The organism is Pantoea sp. X-Soil-ISGK-421 (assembly GCF_059730785.1).
Genome location: NZ_AP035979.1, coordinates 99,396 through 122,432, shown reverse-complemented (window position 1 = coordinate 122,432; position 23,037 = coordinate 99,396). Strand labels below are relative to the sequence as shown.

Here is a 23,037-nt window from a genome sequence, read left to right as displayed (position 1 = left end):
TTGTCTCGCACAACAACCACATTAAAGCTGTGGTAATATTTGGCCGCTATTGTCACAAGTTTAGTCGGGTCATTCTTGCACCGTATATTGCAAGAATTTAGAAGGATAGTAATCCATGAATGTCAGCCGAAGAAAATTCTTCAAAGTATGCGCTGGCGGTATGGCAGGGACAACGGCGGCACTGCTCGGCTTTGCGCCGGAAGTGGCATTGGCGGAAACACGACAGTACAAACTGCTGCGTGCCCGCGAAACCCGCAATACCTGCACTTACTGCTCAGTCGGCTGTGGCTTGTTAATGTACAGCCTCGGTGACGGCGCGAAAAACGCCAAAGAGACCATTTTTCACATTGAAGGGGATCCGGACCATCCGGTAAGCCGCGGTGCATTGTGCCCAAAAGGCGCGGGCCTGCTCGACTTCATCCACAGCGACAGCCGTCTGCAATTCCCGGAATATCGCGCGCCAGGCTCCAATAAATGGCAGCGCATTAGCTGGGACGATGCCTTTGACCGCATCGCCAAACTGATGAAAGCCGACCGCGATGCTAACTTCATCGCGCAAAATGCGGCGGGCGTGACGGTAAACCGTTGGCTCTCCACCGGCATGTTGTGTGCTTCGGCATCCAGCAATGAAACCGGCTACTTAACCCAGAAATTTACCCGATCGCTCGGCATGTTAGCGGTTGATAACCAGGCACGCGTTTGACACGGACCAACGGTAGCAAGTCTTGCTCCAACATTTGGTCGCGGTGCGATGACCAATCACTGGGTCGACATCCGTAATGCCAATCTGATCGTTGTGATGGGCGGGAACGCGGCTGAAGCGCATCCTGTCGGTTTCCGCTGGGCGATGGAAGCCAAGATTCACAACAAAGCCAAACTGATTGTTATCGATCCGCGCTTCACGCGTACGGCATCGGTAGCTGATTTCTATACGCCGATTCGCTCGGGCACCGACATTACCTTCCTGTCGGGCGTACTGCTGTGGCTGCTGCAAAACGACAAAATCCAGCATGAATATGTGCAGGCGTACACTAATGCCAGCCTGATTGTGCGTGAGGATTATCACTTTGAAGATGGTCTGTTCAGCGGCTACGACGAAGAGAACCGTAAATACGATAAAACCAGCTGGAATTACGAGCTGGACGCGGACGGCTTTGCCAAACGCGACGCCACGCTCACCCATCCGCGCTGCGTATGGAACCTGCTGAAACAACACGTCAGCCGCTACACGCCGGAAATCGTCGAACGTATCTGCGGCACGCCAAAAGCCGATTTCCTGCACGTTTGCGAACTGATTGGCGAAACCAGCGCGCGCGATCGCACCACCTCGTTCTTGTATGCGCTCGGCTGGACGCAGCACTCGGTAGGCGCGCAGAACATCCGCACCATGGCGATGATTCAGCTGCTGCTCGGCAACATGGGCATGATTGGCGGCGGCATCAATGCGCTGCGTGGTCACTCGAATATTCAGGGTCTGACCGATCTCGGCTTGCTGTCGCAAAGTTTGCCGGGCTACATGACCTTGCCATCGGAGAAACAAGCCGATCTGCAAACCTATCTGGCCGCTAACACGCCTAAAGCGCTGCTGCCAGGCCAGGTCAACTACTGGAGCAACTATCCGAAATTCTTTGTCAGCCAGATGAAAGCGTTCTACGGCGACAAAGCTCAGGCGGAAAACAGCTGGGGCTTCGACTGGTTGCCGAAGTGGGATAAAGGTTACGACGTGCTGCAGTACTTCGAGATGATGTCGCAAGGCAAGGTCAATGGCTATCTGTGCCAGGGCTTTAACCCGGTGGCCTCATTCCCGAACAAGCGCAAAGTGATCGCCTCGCTGTCGAAGCTAAAATTCCTGGTCACCATCGATCCGCTCAACACTGAAACATCGACCTTCTGGGAGAATCACGACGAATTCAATGATGTTGATCCGTCGCAGATTCAAACCGAAGTATTCCGCCTGCCATCCACCTGCTTCGCCGAAGAGAACGGTTCCATCGTCAACTCCGGCCGCTGGTTGCAGTGGCACTGGAAAGGTCAGGATGCACCGGGTGAAGCGCTGAATGATGGCGAGATTCTTTCCGGCATTTACTCTCGCCTGCGCAAGATGTACGCCAGTGAAGGCGGCGCGCTGCCAGAACAAGTGCTGAACATGAGCTGGAACTACAAAACGCCAGACAATCCTGCGCCAGAAGAAGTGGCGATGGAGAACAACGGCAAAGCGCTGGCGGACGTGTTCGATGATAAAGGCACGCTGCTGGTGAAAAAAGGCCAGCAGCTCAGCACCTTTGCCCATCTGAAAGATGACGGTAGCACCAGTAGCGGCTGCTGGATCTTTGCCGGCAGCTGGACGCCGGAAGGCAACCAGATGGCGCGCCGCGATAACACCGATCCCACCGGACTCGGCAACACGCTGAACTGGAGTTGGGCATGGCCGCTCAACCGCCGCATACTCTATAACCGCGCTTCAGCCGACCCGCAAGGTAATCCGTGGGATCCGAAACGTCAGATCCTGAAGTGGGATGGCAGCAAATGGGGCGGCATGGATGTGCCGGACTACAGCGCCGCCGCGCCAGGCAGCGATGTCGGGCCGTTCATCATGCAGCCGGAAGGGCTTGGTCGCCTGTTTGCACTCGACAAAATGGCCGAAGGTCCGTTCCCGGAACACTACGAGCCGTTTGAAACGCCGATCGGCACCAACCCGCTGCATCCAAACGTGGTGTCTAACCCGGCGGCGCGCGTGTTCAAGGATGATTTGGCCTCAATGGGCAAGGCAGAGCAGTTCCCGTATGTCGGCACCACCTATCGCCTTACCGAACATTTCCATTACTGGACCAAGCACGCGCGGCTTAACGCCATCGCACAGCCGGAACAGTTTATCGAGATCGGCGAGAAGCTGGCGAACAAGCTCGGCATCGCCCAAGGCGATACGGTGAAAGTGAGCTCCAATCGTGGCTACATCAAAGCCAAAGCGGTGGTCACCAAGCGCATCCGTCCACTGAACGTCGACGGCAAAATTGTCGATACCATCGGCATTCCGATTCACTGGGGTTATCAGGGCGTGGCGAAAAAAGGCTTTATCGCCAACACCCTGACGCCATTTGTCGGTGATGCCAACACGCAGACGCCGGAATTCAAGGCGTTCCTGGTCAACGTCGAGAAGGTGTAAGGAGAACGAATATGGCTTATCAATCTCAAGACATTATCCGCCGCTCCGCCACCAATGGACTCACGCCTGCCCCGCAGGCGCGTAACCATCAGCAGGAAGTGGCAAAACTGATCGATGTGACCACCTGCATCGGCTGCAAAGCGTGTCAGGTGGCGTGTTCGGAGTGGAACGATATCCGCGATGAAGTGGGACATAACGTGGGGGTATACGACAACCCCGCCGATTTGACCGCCAAATCCTGGACGGTGATGCGCTTCTCAGAAGTGGAGGAGAACGGCAAGTTAGAGTGGCTAATCCGCAAGGACGGCTGCATGCACTGCGCCGATCCCGGCTGTCTGAAAGCCTGTCCGTCTGAAGGCGCGATCATTCAGTACGCTAACGGCATCGTCGATTTTCAGTCAGAACAGTGCATTGGTTGCGGCTACTGCATTGCCGGCTGTCCATTCGACGTGCCGCGTATGAATAAAGACGACAACCGCGTGTATAAATGCACCTTGTGCGTCGATCGTGTCAATGTGGGTCAGGAACCGGCATGCGTGAAAACCTGTCCGACCGGTGCGATTCACTTCGGCAGCAAAAGCGATATGCAGGCGCTGGCAGGTGAACGCGTGGCCGAGCTCAATACACGCGGCTACACCAATGCGGGCTTGTACGATCCGGCAGGCGTGGGCGGCACGCACGTGATGTACGTGCTGCATCACGCCGATAAACCGCAGCTCTATCACAGTTTGCCGGAAAACCCGAGCATCAGCCCAGCGGTGACGTTCTGGAAAGGTATCTGGAAACCGCTGGCCGCCATCGGCTTTGCCGCCACCTTCGCCGCCTCGGTGTTCCATTACGTCGGCGTGGGGCCGAACCGGGTGGAAGAGGATGACGACGAGAATCTGCACGAAAAAGAGGAGCGCGAATAATGAAAAAACGCGATCGTCTGGTGCGCTACAGCGCACCGGAACGCATCAATCACTGGATTGTGGCGTTCTGTTTTGTCTTCGCCGCGCTGAGTGGGCTGGGTTTCTTTTTCCCGTCATTCAACTGGCTGATGCACGTCCTCGGCACGCCGCAGTTGGCGCGCATCCTGCACCCGTTCGTTGGTGTGGTGATGTTTGCCGCCTTTATCATCATGTTCTTACGCTATTGGAAACATAATCTGATCAATCGCGAAGACCTGGTGTGGGCGAAAAATATCCACAAAATCGTGCAAAACGAAGAGGTGGGCGACACCGGCAAATACAACTTCGGGCAGAAGTGTGTGTTCTGGGCTGCTATCATCAGCTTAGTCTTGCTGCTGGTGAGCGGAATTGTTATCTGGCGCCCCTACTTTGCCGGCGCCTTTACCATTCCGCTGATTCGCATCGCGTTAGTGGTGCATTCGGTCTCAGCTGTGGCGCTGATCATGGTGATTATGGTGCACATTTACGCCGCGTTGTGGGTAAAAGGCACGATAACCGCCATGGTTGAGGGCTGGGTTCCGGCCGCGTGGGCGAAGAAACATCACCCACGTTGGTATCGCGAGCAGCGCCAACGCCAAACACAACAGGAAAAACGTCCCTGATGAGTATTCGCATCATCCCGCAGGACCAGCTGGAGAAAGGCGAAAAGCACACGGCGGAGCAGGTTCCGCCGTTACTTTTCCCCCGGTTGAAAAATCTGTATAGCCGCCGCGCGGCACGTTTGCGCGATCTGGCCGCGAAGAATCCGCTGGGTGATTATCTGCGCTTTGCCGCAGTGATTGCCGAAGCGCAGGAGATCGTGCTGTATGACCATCCGCTGCAGCTCGACCTGCAGCAGCGGCTGGCTCAAAGCGCTGAGCAGGGCAAACCGCCGCTCGACATCCACACTTATCCCCGCGATGCGCACTGGCAGCGTCTGTTGCATTCGCTGATCGCCGAGCTGAAGCCGGAGATGAGCGGCCAGGCGCTGGCGGTGCTGGAGAATTTGGAAAAAGCCTCCACCACCGAGCTAGAAAATATGGCGCAGGCGTTACTGGAAGGCGATTTCGCGCAGGTTAGCAGCGATAAATCACCCTTTATCTGGGCGGCGTTGTCGATTTACTGGGCGCAGATGGCAGCATTAATTCCCGGCAAAGCGCGCGCAGAATATGGCGAGCATCGTCAGTTCTGCCCGGTGTGCGCCAGCGTGCCGGTCACCAGCGTGGTACACATGAGCGTGGGCCAGCAGGGATTACGCTATCTGCACTGCAATTTGTGTGAGAGCGAATGGTATGTGGTGCGCAGCAAGTGCTCCAACTGCGAACAAACCGGCGATCTGCATTATTGGTCGCTGGACAGCGAAAAAGCGGCGGTAAAAGCAGAGAGCTGCGGCGACTGCGGCACTTACCTGAAGATGTTGTATCAGGAGAAGGATCCCGCCGTGGAGCCGGTCGCCGATGATTTGGCGTCGCTGGTGCTGGATGCCCGCATGGAACAGGAAGGATTCGCGCGCAGCAGCCTGAATCCCTTTATGTTCCCCGGCGATTAAATGTTCCGTTTGTAGGGTCGCCATTCATGGCGACCTTCTTCATGAATTCATTCAACACGGAGGCGAACGATGAAACTGATTGGCAGCTACACCAGCCCTTTTGTACGCAAAATTTCAGTGATCTTGCTGGAAAAAGGTCTGGTTTTTGAATTCATCAACCAGTCGCCGTGGACCGATGAAAGTCACGTGCCGCAATACAATCCGCTGGGTAAAGTCCCGGCGCTGATTGATGATAATCAGCTGACATGGTTCGACTCCTCGATCATCGCGCAGGTTATTGAACTGCGCGGCGATCTGCCTGCTCTGCTACCCAACGACGCCCTTCATGCCTTGCAAATCCGCCAGCTGGAAAAACTGGCCGACGGCATCAATGATGCCGCAGTGATGATCGTGCGCGAGCAAATGCGGCCCGGCGATCAGCAGTCTGAAGAGGTGCTGCTGCGCAATCGCGATAAAATCCAGCGCGGCCTCGATGCATTAGAAACCGCCGCTGCGCAGGGTGAATGGCTGAATAGCGGCACGCTAAATCTGGCCGATATCGCCACCGGCTGCATGATTGGTTATCTCAACTTTCGCCGCGTGCTGCCAAACTGGTGCGTCAATCGCCCGGCGCTGGTGAAACTGGCCGAAAACCTGTTTGCGCGCGAAAGCTTTGCCCGCACCGTTCCGCCCACTCTCTAAGTCACGCGATGAAAACCCTGTACAGTCAATTACCCGCTATCGACAGCCTGCTGCGCGATCCGGCGCTGCAGCCGCTGCTTGCTGATCTCGGCACCGCTTTTACCACGCGCCAGCTGCGCACCCTGCAGCAGGAAGCGCGCGAGCACATCCAGCAGCATCAAACCTTGCCAGCCTGGCACGCGAGCTGGCCAGATGAAGCGCTGCGCCGCAGTCAGCAACAGCAGCAAAGTGCGCTGCGTCCGGTATTTAATCTCACCGGCACCGTGCTGCACACCAATCTCGGTCGCGCACAGCTGAGCGATCGCGCTATTGATGCCGTGGTTAACTGCCTGCGCCAGCCCGTGACGCTGGAATACGCGCTGGATGATGCAGCGCGCGGCCATCGCGATCGCGTCGTCAGCGCGCTGCTGTGCGAATTAACCGGTGCGGAAGCGGTATGCATCGTTAACAATAACGCCGCCGCAGTATTATTGATGCTGGCCGCCCTGGCACCGGGGCGCGAAGTGATTGTCTCGCGCGGCGAGTTGGTAGAGATTGGCGGCGCCTTCCGTATTCCCGACGTAATGCGCCAGGCGGGCTGTAAACTGGTCGAAGTCGGCACCACTAATCGCACCCACCTGAAAGATTATCGTGCGGCGATAGGCGAAAACAGCGGCCTGCTGATGAAAGTGCACACCAGCAATTATCAGATTCAGGGCTTTACTCACGCAGTAACAGAAGCGGAGTTAGTTGAGCTGGGCGAAGCTTATCAATTGCCGGTGATCACCGATCTTGGCAGCGGTTCACTGATCGATATGACCGAATATGGCCTGCCCGCCGAGCCGATGCCGCAACAGCTGATTGCCGCAGGCGTCAGTTTGGTGAGTTTCTCCGGCGACAAACTGCTCGGCGGACCGCAGGCGGGCATCATCGTCGGTAAACAAGCGCTGATTGATCAGCTACAGTCGCATCCGCTTAAGCGTGCGCTGCGCGTCGATAAAATGACGCTCGCGGCGCTTGAAGCTACACTGCAACTCTATCGCCAGCCGGAAACGCTGCGCGAAGTCCTGCCGACGCTGCAACTGCTCACGCGTTCCGCCCATGACATTCAGCAACAGGCCGAACGATTGATGCCGGCATTACAACAGGCTTATGGCGCCGATTTTTCGCTAGCGATCGCCCCTTGTTCATCCCAAATCGGTAGCGGATCGCTGCCGGTCGAGCGCATTCCCAGTTTTGCGCTTACCTTCGCGCCACGCGATGGTCGCGGCAGCCAGCTTGCCAGTTTGTCACAGCGCTGGCGCAACTTAGCGCGGCCGGTGATTGGCCGCATTCAGGAAGGCAAACTGTGGCTGGATTTACGCTGCCTTGACGATGAAGCCGCGCTGATTCAGGCCTTAGCACCATGATTATTGCCACCGCTGGACACGTCGATCATGGCAAAACCGCGCTGCTACACGCCTTAACCGGTGTCGATGCCGATCGCCTGCCGGAAGAGAAGCGGCGCGGCATGACCATCGATCTCGGCTACGCTTATTGGCCGCAGCCGGAGGGTCGCGTGCTCGGCTTTATCGATGTGCCGGGCCACGAAAAATTCCTCGCTAACATGCTGGCCGGTATCGGCGGCATTCATCATGCGCTGTTGGTGGTGGCCTGCGACGACGGCGTGATGCCGCAAACCCGTGAACATCTGCAGCTGCTCAGTCTGGCCGGGCAGCCGCCGCTCAGCGTAGCGCTGACCAAAGCCGATCGCGTGGATGAGCTGCGCATCGCCGACGTGCAGCAGCAGGTGGCGCAGCTCACGCAGCAACTTGGCTGGCAGGCGGTGCCGCAATTTGTCACCAGCAGTCACACGCAGCGAGGTATTGATGCGTTGCGCCTGCATCTCAGCAGCCTGCCAGAGCCTGCTTTCGACGATCGTTACCGTTTCCGCCTCGCCATCGATCGCGCCTTCACGTTGAAAGGGACTGGCTTAGTGGTCACCGGCACCGCGCTTGCTGGCGAAGTGAACGTCGGCGATACACTCTGGCTCAGCAGCCTGAACCTGCCGCTACGCGTGCGTGCGCTGCATGCGCAGAACCAATCGGTGACGCGGGCGCAGGCTGGAGAACGTATTGCGCTAAATATCGTCGGTGACGTAGAAAAAGCACAGATCGCGCGCGGTGATTGGCTGCTGTCTCAGGCAAAACCGGAAGGCATCACGCGCTTAACGGTGGCGCTGCGTTTGCTGCAGCCGCTGAAAAGCGCATCACAGCCGATTCATATCCACCACGCCGCCAGCCACGTCACCGGACGCGTCACGCTGCTGGCGGATGACATAGCGGAAATAGTACTGAATGAGCCGCTGTGGCTCGCTGAAAACGATCGGCTGATTATTCGCGACAGCAACGCGCAGCAAACGCTGGGTGGTGCGCGCGTGCTGCTGCTCGACAGTAAAAAACGCGGCAAACGTCAGACGGATTATCTGGCCTGGCTGCAACAACTCGCTGCTGCAGACGATGACGACGCCCGCCTACGCGCACATCTGGCATATCAACCTATCGAGGTGCGTGAGCTGGGCTGGGCACGGCAATTCACCGAGCCAGCGCTGGACACGTTAATCGAGGACATCGCGCCAGTGCAGCTTGGCAGCGCGTTGATGAGTCCGGCGCAGGCCGCGCAATGGCAACAGATGCTGCTGGAGTCTTTAGCACATTTTCATCAGCAGCATCCGGAAGTACCGGGCATTGGCCACGATCGCCTGCGTCGTGTGGCAATGCCGCATCAGCCTGCTGAATGGGTGTTAGAACTGATAGATCAGTTGCTGGCGCAAGGTCAGCTGCAACAGCGACAAGGCTGGCTGCATCTGCCCGATTTCGAACCGCGCTTTAACCCGCAGGAAGCAACACTGTGGCAGCAGGTTGGCCCGCTATTTGGCGATCAGCCGCTGTGGGTGCGTGATATCGCGCTGACGCTGCAGCAGGATGAGCAGGCGATTCGCTCGCTGTTGCTTACCGCGGCACGCCTCGGACATATCACCGCGATCGTGCGCGATCGCTACTATCGCAGCGACCAGATCCAGATCTTCGCCGATCTGATTCGTCAGCGTGCCGGGCAAGGTGGCAGCACCAGCGCCGCCGATTTCCGCAATCAGCTGGGAACCGGCCGTAAAGTGGCGGTACAAATTCTCGAATTCTTCGACCGCAGCGGTTTCACCCGTCGCCGGGGTAACGATCACCTGCTGCGCGACGCGCGCCTGTTTCCCGCTTCTTCCCGCTAAATTCCCTCGCGTTGCCTCGCAGTTCAACTTGTAACTGCGCTGCAACGCACGTTCCCTGTTGCGCAAAAAAGTGCCAGAATGTAAGAAATACTCTTACATTGGATAATGATGATGGCACGTACCATGACGATCGATTTAGGCGATGAACTGCGCGAGTTTGTTGAATCTCTGGTGGAGTCCGGCGACTACCGTACGCAAAGCGAAGTGGTACGCGACTCGCTGCGTTTGCTGCGTGAAAAGCAGGCGGAATCAAAGCTGGAGAATTTGAAAAAATTGATTCAGCAGGGACTCGATAGCGGAGTAGCGGAAGATTGGGACATAGACGTTTTTCTTAGCAGAATGAGAGCCAAGGTCGGCATAGATGAAAAGGATGATAAAGATAATGAAAGAAGCTGATGATGATTTGGAATCGATTTGGTTTTACGGCTATTTAAACTTCGGCAGTAAGAAAGCAAAGCAATATGTGCTCATGCTGCATCAGCGGTTTAATCAGCTAACCACAAATGAGCTAGGCCGCAAGCGCGCAGAACTGGGCGCAAACGTATTTTCGCTGCCGCATCGAGAGCATGTCATTTACTATCGCTCAGAACCTGAGAACGTATTTATTGTTCGTGTACTACATCATTCACAAGATGCATTTGTTCGTTTCACACAGCTTCAGTGGTTCTGAATAAAAAAGGGACGATTTCTCGTCCCTTTTGTTGATAAGCCTTTGTAGGGTCGCCATTCATGGCGACCTGGCCAATTACTGCAGCAGCGAAATGTCCGCCACCTGCAGGAACAGCTGGCGCAGCTGTGCCAGCAGCGTCAAACGGTTAATACGCACCGCCTGATCGTCAGCGTTAACCATCACTTTATCGAAGAAGTTGTCCACCGCTTCACGCAGTTGCGCCAGTTCCTCCAGCGCATCCTGATAGCGACCTTCTGCAAAGTACGGCTGCAGCTTGTCGCCCAGCGCGGTCACGAAGGTCGCCAGTTGGATCTCTTCGTTCTCTTTCAGCAGGGAAGCCTGCACGCTGTCATTCAGGGTTTCGGTCGACTTCGCCAGGATATTCGACACGCGTTTGTTAGCAGCGGCCAGTGTGGCTGCGGCTTCCAGCGTGCGGAAGTGCGAAACCGCCTTCATGCGCGCATCGAAATCAGCTGGACGCGTTGGACGACGCGCCAGCACCGCCTGAATGGTGTCAACGCTGTGGCCCTCTTCCTGATACCAGGTACGGAAACGGCCCAGCATAAAGTCGATCACTTCATCGACAACCTTGGCGTTGCTCAGCTTGCTACCGTACAGGCGCACCGCTTCTTCGGTCAGCGTTTGCAGATCGAGCGGCAGGTTTTTCTCCACAATGATGCGCAGCACACCCAGCGCGGCACGGCGCAGTGCAAACGGATCTTTGTCGCCTTTCGGATGCTGACCAATACCGAAGATACCCGCGAGGGTGTCCATCTTGTCGGCAATCGCCACGGCACAGGCCACCGGATTCGATGGCAGATCGTCACCGGCAAAGCGCGGCTGATACTGCTCGTTCAGCGCTACAGCCACATCTTCCGCTTCGCCATCGTGGCGCGCGTAGTGCATGCCCATCACGCCCTGCGTGTCGGTAAACTCGAAGACCATGTTGGTCATCAGGTCACATTTCGACAGCAAGCCCGCGCGGGTGGCGTGATTCACATCAGCGCCAATCTGCGCGGCAATCCAGCCAGCCAGCGCCTGAATGCGATCCGTTTTGTCACGCAGCGTACCCAGCTCTTTCTGGAACAGTACGGTTTCCAGACGCGGCAGATTATCTTCCAAACGCTTTTTGCGATCGGAGTTGAAGAAGAACTCGGCATCCGCCAGACGCGGACGCACCACCTTCTCGTTACCGGAGATGATCTGCTGTGGATCTTTGGATTCGATGTTGGTAACGAAGATGAAATTCGGCAGCAGCTTGCCCGCCGCGTCATACACCGGGAAGTACTTCTGGTCACCTTTCATGGTGTAAACCAGCGCTTCAGCCGGTACCGCGAGGAACTTCTCTTCGAATTTTGCCGTCAGCACCACCGGCCATTCCACCAGCGAGGTCACTTCTTCCAGCAGGCTTTCGCTCAGATCGGCGATGCCGCCAATCTGCTGTGCCGCTGCTTCCGCATCCGCTTTGATTTTGGCTTTACGCGCGGCGTAATCCGCCATCACTTTGCCGCGTTCCAGCAACAGCTGCGGATACTGATCGGCGTTGTCGATGGTGAACTCAGGCTCGCCCATAAAGCGATGACCGCGAATCACGCGATCAGAGGTGATTCCGAGAATCTTCGCGGGAATGAGCTCGTCACCCAGCAGCAGCGTAACGGTGTGCACCGGACGCACAAACTGCACGTCGCTCGCGCCCCAGCGCATCAGCTTAGGAATCGGCAGCTTGCTCAGCGCGGTGGCCAACATGGCTGGCAGCAGCGCCTGCGCGCTTTCACCGGTGATCGCGGCGCGATGCACCAGCCATTCGCCTTTGTCGGTGCTTAGACGTTCAGCCTGAGCAACGGTGATACCGTTACCCCGCGCCCAACCTTCGGCCGCTTTGGTGGCGTTGCCCTCAGCATCAAACGCAGCGGCAATCGCCGGGCCACGTTTTTCAACTTCACGATCCGGCTGCGCGGCAGCCAGCTGGGCGACTTTCAGCGCCAGACGGCGCGGAGCAGCAAACCAGCTCACTTCGCCGTGCGCCAGACCGGCGCTATCGAGTTCAGCGGTGAAGTGCGCAGCAAAGGCTTCGGCCAGGCTGCGCAGCGCTTTCGGAGGCAACTCTTCGGTGCCAATTTCCACCAGGAAAGTTTTATCGGTCATGGCTGCCTCTTACTTGTTTTTATTGCACAACGGGAAGCCAAGCGCCTCACGGGACGCATAATAGGCTTCCGCCACGGCTTTCGTCAGGGTGCGGATACGCAGGATATAGCGCTGACGTTCGGTAACCGAAATCGCCTTGCGTGCGTCCAGCAGATTAAAGCTGTGCGCCGCTTTCAGAATGCGCTCGTAAGCCGGCAGCGGCAGCGGTTTCTCCAGCGCCAGCAGCTGCTGTGCTTCTTTTTCATACTGCTCGAAGCAGGTGAAGAGGAAGTCGACGTCGGCGTATTCGAAGTTGTAGGTCGATTGTTCCACTTCGTTCTGATGGAACACTTCGCCGTAAGTGGTTTTACCGAACGGACCGTCGCTCCACACCAGATCGTAAACGCTGTCGACGCCCTGAATGTACATCGCCAGGCGCTCTAAGCCGTAAGTGATCTCACCGGTCACCGGCTTGCACTCAAGGCCGCCAACCTGCTGGAAGTAAGTGAACTGCGTCACTTCCATGCCGTTCAGCCACACTTCCCAACCGAGTCCCCATGCGCCAAGCGTTGGGTTTTCCCAGTTGTCTTCGACAAAGCGAATGTCATGGATGGTGGGATCCATACCCAGCTCTTTCAGCGACCCAAGGTATAGCTCCTGAAGGTTGTCCGGGTTCGGCTTAATCACCACCTGGAACTGGTAATAGTGCTGCAAACGGTTCGGGTTTTCACCGTAACGTCCATCAGTTGGACGACGAGATGGCTGCACATAGGCGGTCGCCATCGGCTCTGGGCCTAAGGCGCGCAGGCAAGTCATCGGGTGTGAGGTGCCGGCGCCCACTTCCATGTCCAACGGTTGGACAATGGTGCAGCCCTGGCGCGCCCAGTAATCCTGCAAGGTCAGGATCAGGCCCTGAAAGGTCTTGGTATCAAACTTTGGCATGTTGAATTCGCACGCGATACGCATCGGTTAAAAAAAGAGTGCGCCAGTATACCCTTTGACCGCAGATTGTGCAGCCGGAAATCCAGGCCAGCGATCAGGCGATTGCGGCAGGGTTTAGCGGGTTAAAACAGAACAATAAGAAAATCGTATACGATTCACACTCATCCTCCTTCACTGCAATAAAAATCCCATTAAAACCTTAAATTTCATTATTTTGACATATATATCAGCGAATCTTATTACGTGATATACATCACCTTTTTGACCCAATGGTTAAAAATTGCGCATTGACACTCATGTGATCGTATACGAAATTGCGGTGAAACAGATTCGCTTGAGATTTCACCATGAAGATTGCGCTTAGTTACCCAGGAATGAACGCCAGCGACCGCCCAATGGGACCTGCGCCGCTCTCCGCCGCCGTGTTGCACGAACCGATGCTGTTTATTTCCGGCCAGGTGGCTATTGATCCCTACAGCGGCGAGATTATTGGCCACGACATTGCCAGCCAGACGCGTCAGGTGCTGAAAAACGTCGGCGATCTGCTGAGCGAAGCGCAAATGACCTTCGACAACGTGGTCCGCGTCACCATTTATCTCACCGATCTCAGCACTTTCAGCGAGATGAACGCCGCTTACAGCGAATTCTTCCAGTTTCCCTTCCCGGCACGTGCCACCGTCGGCATTCAGCTCAACCATCCTGACCTGCTGGTCGAGATGGAAGTCACGGCGATGCGCTGATGCATATTCATATCGAAAATGATGCCAGCGCCCCGCACGCTCTCCACCTTTCAATCGAGCAATTGCAACTGCAGCTGGACGCGCATCCGCCGCTGCGCAGCCACTTCACGCTGAGCGAAAACAGCGATCCGGCACAGACCGCCGACTTTCTCACCCGCTGCGACATTCTGTGGAGCGGCCGCAAGCTGGCGCTCGATCAGTTCAGCACGCCCCGTCTTGGCTGGGTGCAAGTGATGTCCGCTGGCGTTGAACAGTGGCTGGCGCACTGGCCACAAGGCGTAACGCTGACCAATGCATCTGGCGTGCACGGCGATAAAGGGGCCGAGTTCATTTTAATGGCGGCGTTGATGTTTAACTTCGGCATCCCCGGTTTTCTGCAGGATCAGGCGCAGCGTCTGTGGCGTCCAACATTTGGCGGCTGCGCGCGTGGCAAAACGGTTTTACTGCTGGGCGTCGGCGGAATTGGCAGCGCGGCAGCAAAACTGCTGACCGCACAAGGCTATCGCGTGATTGGCGTGACGCGCAGCGGTCAGTGCGATGCCATCGTGGCGCGCTGCATCCGGATTGATGCGCTAGACGATGTGTTGCCGCAGGTTGATGTGGTGGTGTCGACGCTGCCGCTGACGCCGCAAACCCACAATCTGTTCGATCGCCGCCGTCTCGATCTGCTGCCCTCGCGTGCTGGCATCGTGATTGTCGGTCGCGCTGATGTCTTCGATTACCGTGCGATGCGCGAAAAACTGAACGCGGGCGAACTGGCTGGCGCGGTGCTGGATGTCTATCCGCAGGAGCCGTTGCCGTCAGACGACCCGCTGTGGCACACGCCCGGCGTGGTGATGACACCACACTGCAGCCTCGACGATCACAGCGCTTACCTCGCCGGTTGTCTTGAGGTGTTTATCGATAACCTGACGCGTTTCCGCCACGGGCAAGCGCTGCGCAATCAGGTTGATGCAGCAAGAGGATACTGAGCCTCGCCATTTCCGTAGGGTCGCCATTTATGGCGACCACCAAAAAAAGCACCAAAGACGTTCATAAATCACAAGGTCATCGCTTTCTCATTTACCAGCATCAGGGAAACCTTATTATGAAATTTGCACGCACTGCTTTGTTAATCTCTGGTCTCACCGGCAGCTTACTGGCGGGCATCTCCAGCGCCCACGCCGCCAGCACCGATCCCATTACGCCCACCGCCAGCGACTTTGCCGCCATGGCGCAGTGCAAAGCGCTACAAACCAGGTATCCGTCGCTGAAAGGCAAAGATCTGGTGGTTGGCCTCGGCGGCTACACCAAAGGCTTTGAAGCGCCATCGGAAAAAGATCCCAGCATCATTGAAGGTCTCGATCCCTCGCTGTTCGAGCGCATTAGCAGCTGCCTCGGCGCGAAACACAGTTACCAAAGCGGCTCGTTCAACGTGCTGCTCACCTCGATCGCCAGCGGACGCGCCGACATCGGCCCGATGCTGTACGTCACCGAAGAGCGCATGAAACAGATCGCCTTTGTCGCCTCGATGCAAGTGCAGGATGGCTCGGTGCTGGCGCAAGGCAACCCGAAGAAAATCAACAGCGTTGACGACCTGTGCGGCAAAACCGTCGCCGCCGCTGCCGGTTCCTATGAAGCCAACAAACTGGTACCTGAACAGAGCGCCAAATGCAGTGCCGCCGGAAAACCGGAAGTCAGCATGCTGATGGTGCAAAACACCGACAACAGCATTCAGGCGGTGAAAAGCGGTCGTGCCGACGTCTATCTGACCGAAGCCGGATCAGCGATTGCCATCGCCAAAGCTGACAAATCTCTCCAGAGCGGCTTCACCGTTGATCTGCCGATCATGGTCGGCTTCCCGATCGCCAAAGACAACGCCACGCTGCGCGCTGCGGTGCTGGATGCGATGAAGGTGATTCAGGAAAGCGGCGCTCAGAAAAAACTGCTGGATTACTGGGGCCAGGGCAGCGCTGCCGAACGTCCGGTTGTAGCGCGTGGTTAATGCATAAACTCAGCCGCCTCGTTTGAGTGAACAACGCACTCGAGGCGCTGAGGAGGATAACGCCTTGGATGATTTTCTTAAGTACCTGACTTTCCCCTACTTGTGGGAAGGCGCTGTTATCGCCGTGCAGCTGTTGGTTGGCGCGCTGGCGGGCGGCATTTTGATTGGTTTTTTCCTGGCGTTAGCCAGCAACTCAAAGCACTGGTTTATTCGCCTGCCGGTGAAAATTTACATCTATACGCTGCGCGGCACGCCGGTGCTGCTGCAGCTGATTCTGCTGTACAACGTGCTGCCGGAATTTGGTCTGCGCTTGAGTCCGTTCACCAGCGCGCTGCTCGCCCTGATGATCAATGAAACCGCCTTCTGCGCCGAAATCATTCGCGGCGGCATTATGGCGACCGATCGCGATCAGAGCATGGCGGCGCAGGCATTCGGTTATTCGCGCAGCAAAGAGATGATTCACGTGGTGATTCCGCAGGCGCTGCGCGCCATTCTGCCCACCATGGGCAATGAAACCGTCGGGCTGCTGAAATCCACCTCGCTGGCTTCGGTGGTGGGCGTCAATGAGCTGACGATGCGCGGCCAGGCGATAGTGTCGCAAAACTTCCTGTTTATTCCGGTGCTGGTCGCGTCGGGCGGCATCTACCTGATTCTTTCTACGCTATTGGCGGGCGGTCAGTGGTGGCTGGAGAAGTTCTACAACCTCGATGAACGTGCGCGCCGGGCACGCGCGCGCCTGGCGAAACTGCCGCCGGAGGCGGACGTGATGCCGATGCAGCTGCCGAAACGGCGCTGGGACACGCAAACCGCCGCGCCGGTGCTGGAAGTGGATCAGCTGTGCGTCGAGTACGCGGGTAAAGCGGTGCTGAAATCACTGTCGTTAACCGTACGTCGCGGCGAAGTGGTGGTGCTGCTGGGCCGTTCGGGTTCCGGCAAAAGTACGCTACTGAAATCGATTCTGGCGCTGACGCCACGCAGCAGCGGCACGATTCAAACCGAAGGACATTTCATGGGCAGCGATGAAAACGGTCGCGCGCTGGCGCAACGTCATCTGCCGCTGAACCGTGCTAAATCGGGCATCGGCATCGTGTTTCAGCACTTCGCATTGTTCGATCACCTCACCGCGCTGGAAAATGTGATGAGCATTCTGCTGCGCGTACAGGGCGCGCAGCCGGAAATCGCGCGGGGTAAAGCGATGCGCGCGTTGAAAATGGTAGGACTCGGTGATTTCGCCGCCTCGCTGCCGCATGAACTGTCCGGCGGACAGAAACAGCGCGTCGGCATTGCGCGTGCGCTGGCGGCAGAGCCGCAAATTCTGCTGTTTGATGAACCGACCTCGGCGCTCGATCCTGAACTGGTGCGCGAAGTGAACCAAACCATGCGCAGCCTGGCGCAAACCGGCATCACCATGATCATCAGCACCCACGACATCGCCTTTGCGGCCGGCGTCGCCGATCGCGTGGTGTTCCTGCAAAACGGCGCGCTGATTGAAGAAGGTCCACCGGCGATTCTGCAAAATCCGCAAACGCCGGCTTTTGCCACCTTCCTGGAACATGAAAATGCGGCGGAGGTACAGCATGCCAACGCCTGAACTGCCGTTTGAACTGACCACGCGTGAGCGCCTCGGCGATGCGCTGTTCCGCTACATGCAGGGCCAGCCTGCCGATGCCCAGGGCAACAAAGCGGATGCCAACCAGCAAGCGCTGCGCCGCTATCGTCTACTGCCGCGCGTGTTGCAGGGCAATGAAAGCATCAGCACCCAGATTTCACTGCATGAGCAAAGCTGGTCTGCGCCGATTGGCGTCGGCGCCTTTGCCGGTGACCGCATTTTCCATGAAGAAGGTGTGCTGCCGATTGCGCGCGCCTGCAAACGGCTGCAGCTACCGCTGGTGATCTCTGAGGAGACCGTCACGCCACTGGAGCAAATCGGCGCGGAGTACGATCGCTGCTGGCTACAACTGCGAGCGGCGGGCGATGTCGGCCGCATCAAAGCCTTGATCGATCAAGCCGCGCAGGCCGGATTTAAAAATATCGTGCTGACGGTGCTGGCACCGGTGCATCCGGTGGCCGGATTGCAGCCCGGCGGTTTCTCCATCGGCGACGCATTAAAACAGCGCGGCTGGCACACCATCGGCGGCACGCAGCCGGGCGTTGCGCCACTGCCGGCTTTTCCGGTGTGGCGCTGGCAGGAGATTGCTGAGGTGGCGGCGCACTGTGCCGATCGCCACTTGCCGCTGTGGCTAAAAGGCGTTTTGCATCATGACGATGCGGCGCAGGCGACCCAGCACGGCGTTAGCGGTTTAATTGCCTCGAATATCGGTCTGCGCCAAAGCGCGCGCTGGGCCACGCCGGTTGATCAGCTGCCGGATTTACAGGCGGTGACGCGGCTGCCGCTGCTGCTGGATGGCGGCGTGCGCAGCGGCAGCGATGCGGTGGTGGCGCGCTGTCTCGGCGCGTCGCTGTCACTCAGCGTGCGGCCGATCATCAGTGCGTTAGTCGCCGGTGGCGAAAGCGCGGTGTTTGATCTGCTTTCCGGCTGGATTAATGAGATCACAGCCATCGGTCACTGGTGTGGCGTCAGCGACATGGTGGCACTCAATGGCAGCTTTATCACTGAGGTGCGCAACTGATGCAGACCTTAATTTTCAATCAGGGCGATGCCAGCGAATCACGCATCTATTACTGCGCTCACTATCTGGCGCACAGCCTCGGCCTGTTCGCCGCGCAGCAGTTGCAGGTGATCTTCACCACCAGCGAATCGGGCGGACATACCGTGCAGGGTGGACAAGTGCCGGCGGTATTAAGCCGCGATGCCGATCTCACGCTTGGCGGTCCGATGGTGGTCATGAAGCATTTTCAGCAGCACGGCGCAGAGTTGCAGTGTTTTTGCGCCTCCGTCGCCGCCAACCCGTGGTTTCTCGCGGCGGCGCAGGCGCAGCCGGATTTTCAGCTCAGCGACCTGCGCGGCAAACGCGTGCTGGATATCGGCAATGTCGGCACTGCAACGCTGACATTCCGCTGGCTGCTGGCGCGCCACGGTTTGCAGGATGATATTGAGTTGATCGCGGGCAGCGGCGATCTGGCGCGTGATTTCGCCGCCGTTGCCAACGGTGACGCCGATTATGCACTGCACGCCATGCATATGCTGGCACCCGCCATCGCCGCCGGACAACTCAGCAGCATCAGCAGCCTCGCCAGCTTATGCGGTCACGTGCCGTGGAGCGCCTACATCGCACGCGCCGATGTGCTGCAGGAGAAAGCCGCCGCCTTTGCTGCCTTCTCCCACGCTATTGCGCAGGCGCTGGGGTGGATGGCTACGCATGATGCCGCCGAACTGGCAGAAAATGTGCAGGCGTTTTATCCCGATTATCCGCGTGATGCGCTGGAACGCGGCCTCGCCGCCTATCAACACGCCAATGTATTTGCGCCAGACAGCGTGATTCCACGCGCTGAGTTTGAACATTTCAGCCAGCTATTGGGCGCTATCGGTTGGCTCGATCCTTCACAGCCGTTGCCCTATGCGGCGCTGGTGACGCAGGCAGGAGCAGAGTGATGAAACAATTAATTATTAACGGCTTGGTAGTCAGCGAAAACGGCGCGGCCCCCGCCGATCTGTTACTGGAAAACGGCAAAATCAGTGGCTTGTTGACGCCGGGCGCACTTACCGACGGCGTTGACGAGGTGATCGATGCGCATGGCTTGATCATCGTGCCCGGCGCCATTGATGTGCATACCCATTTCACCGGCTCACACGATTTCCCCGAACAGGAGCTGCGTGAAGGCACGCGCGGTGCGGCGGCGCACGGCGTCACCACCATCGTCGAGATGCCGCATTCACTGCCACCGGCAACATCGCTGGCTAACTTCAGCGCCAAAAAAAGCTGGCTGGCTGACAACTGTTCGGTGGATTACGCCATGTGGGCCGGGCTGGATGGCCGCAACCTGCATGAACTGGCGGCGCTGGATCAGGCCGGTGCGCTGGCGTTCAAAGCCTTCCTGTGCAGCGGCGCGCCTAACGGTGAAGCCACCGACGAGAAAGGTTTACCGCGCCTCGATGATGACGGCCTGCTGCGCGCGATGCGTGAGCTGGCAACCTTCGACGGGCTGATTGGCGTACACGCCGAGAATCACGACATTTTGATCGGTGCCGGTAGTGAACTGCGCCGTGCCGGACGCAAAGATACCCGCGCTCACGCGCAGGCAGGACCGGAAATCGCAGAGATTGAAGCGGTGGGACGCGTGTTAGCCATCGCCGAAGAGACCGGCGCACGCTGCCATATCGTGCATGTGAGTTCGGCGCGCGCGGCGGAAACCATCGTCGCTGCCAAAAACCGCGTGCGTGCCAGCTTCGAAACCTGCCCGCACTATTTACTGCTCGACGAAGACGATTTGGTGCGCATCGGCCCTAACGCGCGCTGCGGCCCGCCGATCCGCCCGCGTCCAGTGGTGGATGCGCTGTGGCAGGTGCTGCTGCGCGGCGATGTCGACATGATCGCCTCCGACCATTGCCCCTACACGCCCGCACAAAAACAGGCGGGTGAAGCCAGCATCTGGGATGCCGGCATGGGCCTGACCGGCGTTGAAACGCTCAGCCCGATGTTCTTCAGCGCGGCCCATATCGAGCGCGGCGTGGCGCTCAGCGAGTTTGCGCGCATGACCGCCAGTGGCCCGGCCAAAGCTTTCCAGCTGTGGGGCAAAAAAGGAGCGATTGCACCCGGCTTTGACGCCGATTTAGTGTTCTACGACGCCAGCCAGCGCTGGACGGTGAGCGGCGCAAATTTCCAGGGACTTGGCAAGTGGAGCGCATTTGAAGGGATGCGCTGTCAGGGTAAAGTGGTGCGCACAATGATTCGTGGCGTCACGGTATTCCAGGATGACCAGATGCAGGTTGAGCCCGGCTTCGGTCAGTTCGTGACCCGACAGGTTTAAACAGGACAAACAACATGGCAGGAAAACCTTCTAGCGCAACGCGTAAAAACAGCGCCCCACTGGCGCAGGAAACGGTGACGGATCACAGCTGGAATGCGGCGCGTCCGCGCACGCTGGTCGATCACGCGGTGGATGCGATTCTCAGCGCCGCCTCACGCGGTCTGATCCTGCCCGGCGATCGCATTGCTGAACCGGAGTTGGTGGCCAAACTCGGCATGAGCCGCGTCCCCATTCGTGAAGCGCTGCGCATTCTGGAGAGCCAGGGCATTGTCACCAGCGAGCCGTATAAAGGCATCCGCCTGATGGAGATTTCCCATCAGCGGCTGGAGCAGATTATCGATGTGCGCATCCCGCTGGAGACCCTGGCCTGTCGCCGCGCGATTGAGGCTGGCCGCAACAGCACCGAGCAGCTTAATCAGCTCTATCAAGGCGTGGCGCAGATGCAGGCGATGATGCAAAACGACGATGTTTACGGCTTTGCCTCCGCCGATACCGATTTCCACCGCACGCTGTGCAGCTTTGCGCTCAACCCGGTGCTGAGCAATTTGTGGGAGTCGATTGCCCGTCAGCTGACGGTGATTTTCGGCCTTTCCACCATGGGCAAATCAATGAGCGACATCATTGAGGAGCACCAGCGGCTGATTAATGTCTTTGCCGATGGCGACATCGCCAAAATGACCGACGAGGTTGAGAACCACATCCGCATTCAAGCGCTGGACGTGGATTACGAAACCCTGATAACACAGCGCCGACAGCACCGTTCCGCTCTCCGCTAATTTTTGAATTGCCTTTACACCAGGGAAAACACCATGAAAATCATCAACGTTGAGGCGTTTTACCTGCGCCTGCCCGTGATTGAGCAGCGCACCGACAGTTCTCAGGATGCGCTGCTGATCAAAATCACCACCGATGCCGGCATCATCGGCTGGGGCGAAGTGGATGGCAGCCCGTATGTCACCAAAGCCATTATCGAAGCGCCCTATTCGCACACCATGGTCACTGGCCTCAAATCGCTGCTGATGGGCGAAAATCCGCTGGAAACTGGCCGTTTGTGGAAGAAAATGCACCGCGCCACGATCTATTACGGACGCAGCGGCGCGGTATTGCAGGCGATGGCCGGTATCGACATTGCGTTATGGGACATCAAAGGCAAAGCGCTCGGCAAGCCGATTGTGGAACTACTGGGCGGCGCGCTGCGCGACAAGATGCGCGTTTACTCCTCCAACATGTTTCAGTTCAGCGTGGAAGAGACCGTTGCTCGCGCGCAACACGCCATTGATACCGGCCATAGCGGCGTGAAGTTTGGCTGGGAGCCGTTTGGCACCGACGAAGCGCTGGATCTGCGCTATCTCGAAGCACTGCGTAAAGCGATGGGCGATAACGTGGATCTGATGCTGGATGTCGGCCATGTGTGGGACGCCAAAACCACCGTTCGACGCAGTCAGCGTTACGAGCATCTCAATCTGTTCTGGATCGAAGAGCCGCTGCATCCCGATAACTACGCCGGTTACGGCCAGGTTTCCGCCGCCTGCCAGCAGCATATCGCCGCCGGAGAGCAAGAGTGTTCCGTCGTCGGCTTCCAGCGCCTGATTGATGAAGGCGGCATCGACATAGTGCAGATTGATCTGACACGCACCGGCTTCACTCAGGCGATGGAGATTGCCAGCTACGCGCACAGCCGCGGACGCAAGGTGTGCAATCACAACTTCACCACCGACATCAATACCGCCGCCTCGCTGCATTTCCTGTGTGCAATTGAGAATGCATTGGTGATGGAGTATTGCGTCGAGCCGGGCGAAATCAGCCGCTCGCTGGCGAAAAATCCGGTGCGCATCGCCGACGGTTACGCGTGGCTGCCGAGCGAGCCAGGCCTCGGCGTGGAACCGGACGAAGCGGTGATCGAGAAGTTTTTGGTGCGTGATTAAAGTCCGTCATGGCAAAACACCGATATATCAAGACACACACATCGTAGCGGCGCAATTTATTGCGCGATGAATCGCGCCGCTACGGCATGTGCGGTAACTGAATCCTGTACCAAACATCAGAGCGATCTGAATTCCAACGCAAAAGGTTGTTGCCGTGCCGCTC

The 23,037-nt window shown here is 57.8% G+C and carries 20 protein-coding genes; 18 read left to right on the top strand and 2 right to left on the bottom strand.

The genetic code is table 11. The annotated features are described in order from the left end of the window. Positions 1 to 115: 115 nt before the first annotated feature. The 9 genes from fdnG (at position 116) to AC6I8K_RS00535 (ending at position 10,230) form a co-directional block, all read left to right on the top strand. On the top strand, positions 116 to 3,163 hold the full coding sequence (gene fdnG, locus AC6I8K_RS00575; protein ID WP_483816543.1) for a formate dehydrogenase-N subunit alpha: 3,048 nt from the start codon (positions 116 to 118) through the stop codon (positions 3,161 to 3,163). 11 nt (positions 3,164 to 3,174) lie between these two features. Further along, entirely contained in the window at positions 3,175 to 4,074 is a 900-nt protein-coding gene (gene fdxH / locus AC6I8K_RS00570; RefSeq protein WP_497826077.1) for a formate dehydrogenase subunit beta, read from the top strand. Further along, positions 4,074 to 4,715: a formate dehydrogenase cytochrome b556 subunit gene (gene fdoI / locus AC6I8K_RS00565; protein ID WP_049852352.1), complete on the top strand. Its 642-nt coding sequence runs from the start codon at positions 4,074 to 4,076 to the stop codon at positions 4,713 to 4,715. The genes fdxH and fdoI overlap by 1 nt, the downstream gene beginning before the upstream one ends. Then, entirely contained in the window at positions 4,715 to 5,641 is a 927-nt protein-coding gene (fdhE, locus tag AC6I8K_RS00560; RefSeq protein ID WP_064738230.1) for a formate dehydrogenase accessory protein FdhE, read from the top strand. The genes fdoI and fdhE overlap by 1 nt, the downstream gene beginning before the upstream one ends. A gap of 69 nt (positions 5,642 to 5,710) precedes the next feature. Then, entirely contained in the window at positions 5,711 to 6,322 is a 612-nt protein-coding gene (locus AC6I8K_RS00555) for a glutathione S-transferase (RefSeq protein WP_064738231.1), read from the top strand. An 8-nt stretch (positions 6,323 to 6,330) separates the two neighbouring features. Continuing rightward, complete coding sequence (selA, locus tag AC6I8K_RS00550) at positions 6,331 to 7,710, top strand: L-seryl-tRNA(Sec) selenium transferase (RefSeq protein WP_497826076.1); 1,380 nt, start codon at positions 6,331 to 6,333, stop codon at positions 7,708 to 7,710. Continuing rightward, entirely contained in the window at positions 7,707 to 9,560 is a 1,854-nt protein-coding gene (selB, locus tag AC6I8K_RS00545; RefSeq protein ID WP_497826075.1) for a selenocysteine-specific translation elongation factor, read from the top strand. The genes selA and selB overlap by 4 nt, the downstream gene beginning before the upstream one ends. A 111-nt stretch (positions 9,561 to 9,671) precedes the next feature. After that, positions 9,672 to 9,956: a type II toxin-antitoxin system ParD family antitoxin gene (locus AC6I8K_RS00540; protein ID WP_064738334.1), complete on the top strand. Its 285-nt coding sequence runs from the start codon at positions 9,672 to 9,674 to the stop codon at positions 9,954 to 9,956. Further along, positions 9,943 to 10,230, top strand: coding sequence for a type II toxin-antitoxin system RelE/ParE family toxin (locus tag AC6I8K_RS00535; RefSeq protein ID WP_497826074.1), 288 nt, complete (start codon positions 9,943 to 9,945; stop codon positions 10,228 to 10,230). The genes AC6I8K_RS00540 and AC6I8K_RS00535 overlap by 14 nt, the downstream gene beginning before the upstream one ends. 75 nt (positions 10,231 to 10,305) lie before the next feature. Here AC6I8K_RS00535 and glyS read toward each other — a convergent pair whose 3' ends face one another. Then, the gene (gene glyS, locus AC6I8K_RS00530) at positions 10,306 to 12,375 is read right to left on the bottom strand and encodes a glycine--tRNA ligase subunit beta (protein WP_497826073.1); all 2,070 of its coding nucleotides are present in this window, start codon (positions 12,373 to 12,375) and stop codon (positions 10,306 to 10,308) included. A 9-nt stretch (positions 12,376 to 12,384) separates the two neighbouring features. Continuing rightward, on the bottom strand, positions 12,385 to 13,296 hold the full coding sequence (gene glyQ / locus AC6I8K_RS00525) for a glycine--tRNA ligase subunit alpha (protein WP_497826072.1): 912 nt from the start codon (positions 13,294 to 13,296) through the stop codon (positions 12,385 to 12,387). A gap of 347 nt (positions 13,297 to 13,643) precedes the next feature. Here glyQ and AC6I8K_RS00520 point away from each other — a divergent pair, with 347 nt between their 5' ends. The 9 genes from AC6I8K_RS00520 to AC6I8K_RS00480 all read left to right on the top strand — a co-directional run bounded on the left by AC6I8K_RS00520 (position 13,644) and on the right by AC6I8K_RS00480 (position 22,874). Next, positions 13,644 to 14,036 carry a RidA family protein gene (locus tag AC6I8K_RS00520; protein WP_064738236.1) on the top strand — a complete coding sequence of 131 codons (393 nt, stop codon included), beginning with the start codon at positions 13,644 to 13,646 and terminating at the stop codon, positions 14,034 to 14,036. Beyond that, a complete protein-coding gene (locus AC6I8K_RS00515; RefSeq protein WP_497826071.1) occupies positions 14,036 to 15,007 on the top strand; it encodes a D-2-hydroxyacid dehydrogenase in 972 nt (323 codons plus the stop codon). Before AC6I8K_RS00520 ends, AC6I8K_RS00515 begins: the two co-directional genes overlap by 1 nt. A gap of 116 nt (positions 15,008 to 15,123) precedes the next feature. Beyond that, positions 15,124 to 16,020: a transporter substrate-binding domain-containing protein gene (locus tag AC6I8K_RS00510; RefSeq protein WP_064738335.1), complete on the top strand. Its 897-nt coding sequence runs from the start codon at positions 15,124 to 15,126 to the stop codon at positions 16,018 to 16,020. A 64-nt stretch (positions 16,021 to 16,084) separates the two neighbouring features. After that, the gene (locus AC6I8K_RS00505) at positions 16,085 to 17,611 is read left to right on the top strand and encodes an amino acid ABC transporter permease/ATP-binding protein (protein ID WP_483816536.1); all 1,527 of its coding nucleotides are present in this window, start codon (positions 16,085 to 16,087) and stop codon (positions 17,609 to 17,611) included. After that, complete coding sequence (locus AC6I8K_RS00500) at positions 17,598 to 18,650, top strand: alpha-hydroxy acid oxidase (RefSeq protein WP_497826070.1); 1,053 nt, start codon at positions 17,598 to 17,600, stop codon at positions 18,648 to 18,650. The genes AC6I8K_RS00505 and AC6I8K_RS00500 overlap by 14 nt, the downstream gene beginning before the upstream one ends. After that, a complete protein-coding gene (locus tag AC6I8K_RS00495) occupies positions 18,650 to 19,573 on the top strand; it encodes an ABC transporter substrate-binding protein (RefSeq protein ID WP_497826069.1) in 924 nt (307 codons plus the stop codon). Before AC6I8K_RS00500 ends, AC6I8K_RS00495 begins: the two co-directional genes overlap by 1 nt. Further along, on the top strand, positions 19,573 to 20,949 hold the full coding sequence (locus AC6I8K_RS00490) for a dihydroorotase (protein WP_483816533.1): 1,377 nt from the start codon (positions 19,573 to 19,575) through the stop codon (positions 20,947 to 20,949). Before AC6I8K_RS00495 ends, AC6I8K_RS00490 begins: the two co-directional genes overlap by 1 nt. Before the next feature lie 14 nt (positions 20,950 to 20,963). Continuing rightward, the gene (locus tag AC6I8K_RS00485) at positions 20,964 to 21,725 is read left to right on the top strand and encodes a GntR family transcriptional regulator (protein WP_497826068.1); all 762 of its coding nucleotides are present in this window, start codon (positions 20,964 to 20,966) and stop codon (positions 21,723 to 21,725) included. A gap of 33 nt (positions 21,726 to 21,758) precedes the next feature. Then, positions 21,759 to 22,874 (top strand): mandelate racemase/muconate lactonizing enzyme family protein, encoded by a 1,116-nt coding sequence (locus AC6I8K_RS00480; protein ID WP_483816531.1) that lies wholly within the window; start codon positions 21,759 to 21,761, stop codon positions 22,872 to 22,874. Positions 22,875 to 23,037 lie beyond the last annotated feature (163 nt).

Excerpts from the sequence above, each read along its gene's own strand:
- AC6I8K_RS00515 (WP_497826071.1), top strand. The coding sequence starts at position 14,036 with ATGCATATTCATATCGAAAATGATGCCAGCGCCCCGCACGCTCTCCAC.
- fdxH (WP_497826077.1), top strand. The coding sequence starts at position 3,175 with ATGGCTTATCAATCTCAAGACATTATCCGCCGCTCCGCCACCAATGGA.
- selB (WP_497826075.1), top strand. The coding sequence starts at position 7,707 with ATGATTATTGCCACCGCTGGACACGTCGATCATGGCAAAACCGCGCTG.
- AC6I8K_RS00495 (WP_497826069.1), top strand. The coding sequence starts at position 18,650 with ATGCAGACCTTAATTTTCAATCAGGGCGATGCCAGCGAATCACGCATC.
- fdhE (WP_064738230.1), top strand. The coding sequence starts at position 4,715 with ATGAGTATTCGCATCATCCCGCAGGACCAGCTGGAGAAAGGCGAAAAG.
- AC6I8K_RS00535 (WP_497826074.1), top strand. The coding sequence starts at position 9,943 with ATGAAAGAAGCTGATGATGATTTGGAATCGATTTGGTTTTACGGCTAT.
- AC6I8K_RS00500 (WP_497826070.1), top strand. The coding sequence starts at position 17,598 with ATGCCAACGCCTGAACTGCCGTTTGAACTGACCACGCGTGAGCGCCTC.
- AC6I8K_RS00540 (WP_064738334.1), top strand. The coding sequence starts at position 9,672 with ATGGCACGTACCATGACGATCGATTTAGGCGATGAACTGCGCGAGTTT.
- AC6I8K_RS00510 (WP_064738335.1), top strand. The coding sequence starts at position 15,124 with ATGAAATTTGCACGCACTGCTTTGTTAATCTCTGGTCTCACCGGCAGC.
- glyS (WP_497826073.1), bottom strand. The coding sequence starts at position 12,375 with ATGACCGATAAAACTTTCCTGGTGGAAATTGGCACCGAAGAGTTGCCT.
- glyQ (WP_497826072.1), bottom strand. The coding sequence starts at position 13,296 with ATGCCAAAGTTTGATACCAAGACCTTTCAGGGCCTGATCCTGACCTTG.
- fdoI (WP_049852352.1), top strand. The coding sequence starts at position 4,074 with ATGAAAAAACGCGATCGTCTGGTGCGCTACAGCGCACCGGAACGCATC.
- AC6I8K_RS00485 (WP_497826068.1), top strand. The coding sequence starts at position 20,964 with ATGGCAGGAAAACCTTCTAGCGCAACGCGTAAAAACAGCGCCCCACTG.
- AC6I8K_RS00480 (WP_483816531.1), top strand. The coding sequence starts at position 21,759 with ATGAAAATCATCAACGTTGAGGCGTTTTACCTGCGCCTGCCCGTGATT.
- selA (WP_497826076.1), top strand. The coding sequence starts at position 6,331 with ATGAAAACCCTGTACAGTCAATTACCCGCTATCGACAGCCTGCTGCGC.
- AC6I8K_RS00555 (WP_064738231.1), top strand. The coding sequence starts at position 5,711 with ATGAAACTGATTGGCAGCTACACCAGCCCTTTTGTACGCAAAATTTCA.
- AC6I8K_RS00490 (WP_483816533.1), top strand. The coding sequence starts at position 19,573 with ATGAAACAATTAATTATTAACGGCTTGGTAGTCAGCGAAAACGGCGCG.
- AC6I8K_RS00520 (WP_064738236.1), top strand. The coding sequence starts at position 13,644 with ATGAAGATTGCGCTTAGTTACCCAGGAATGAACGCCAGCGACCGCCCA.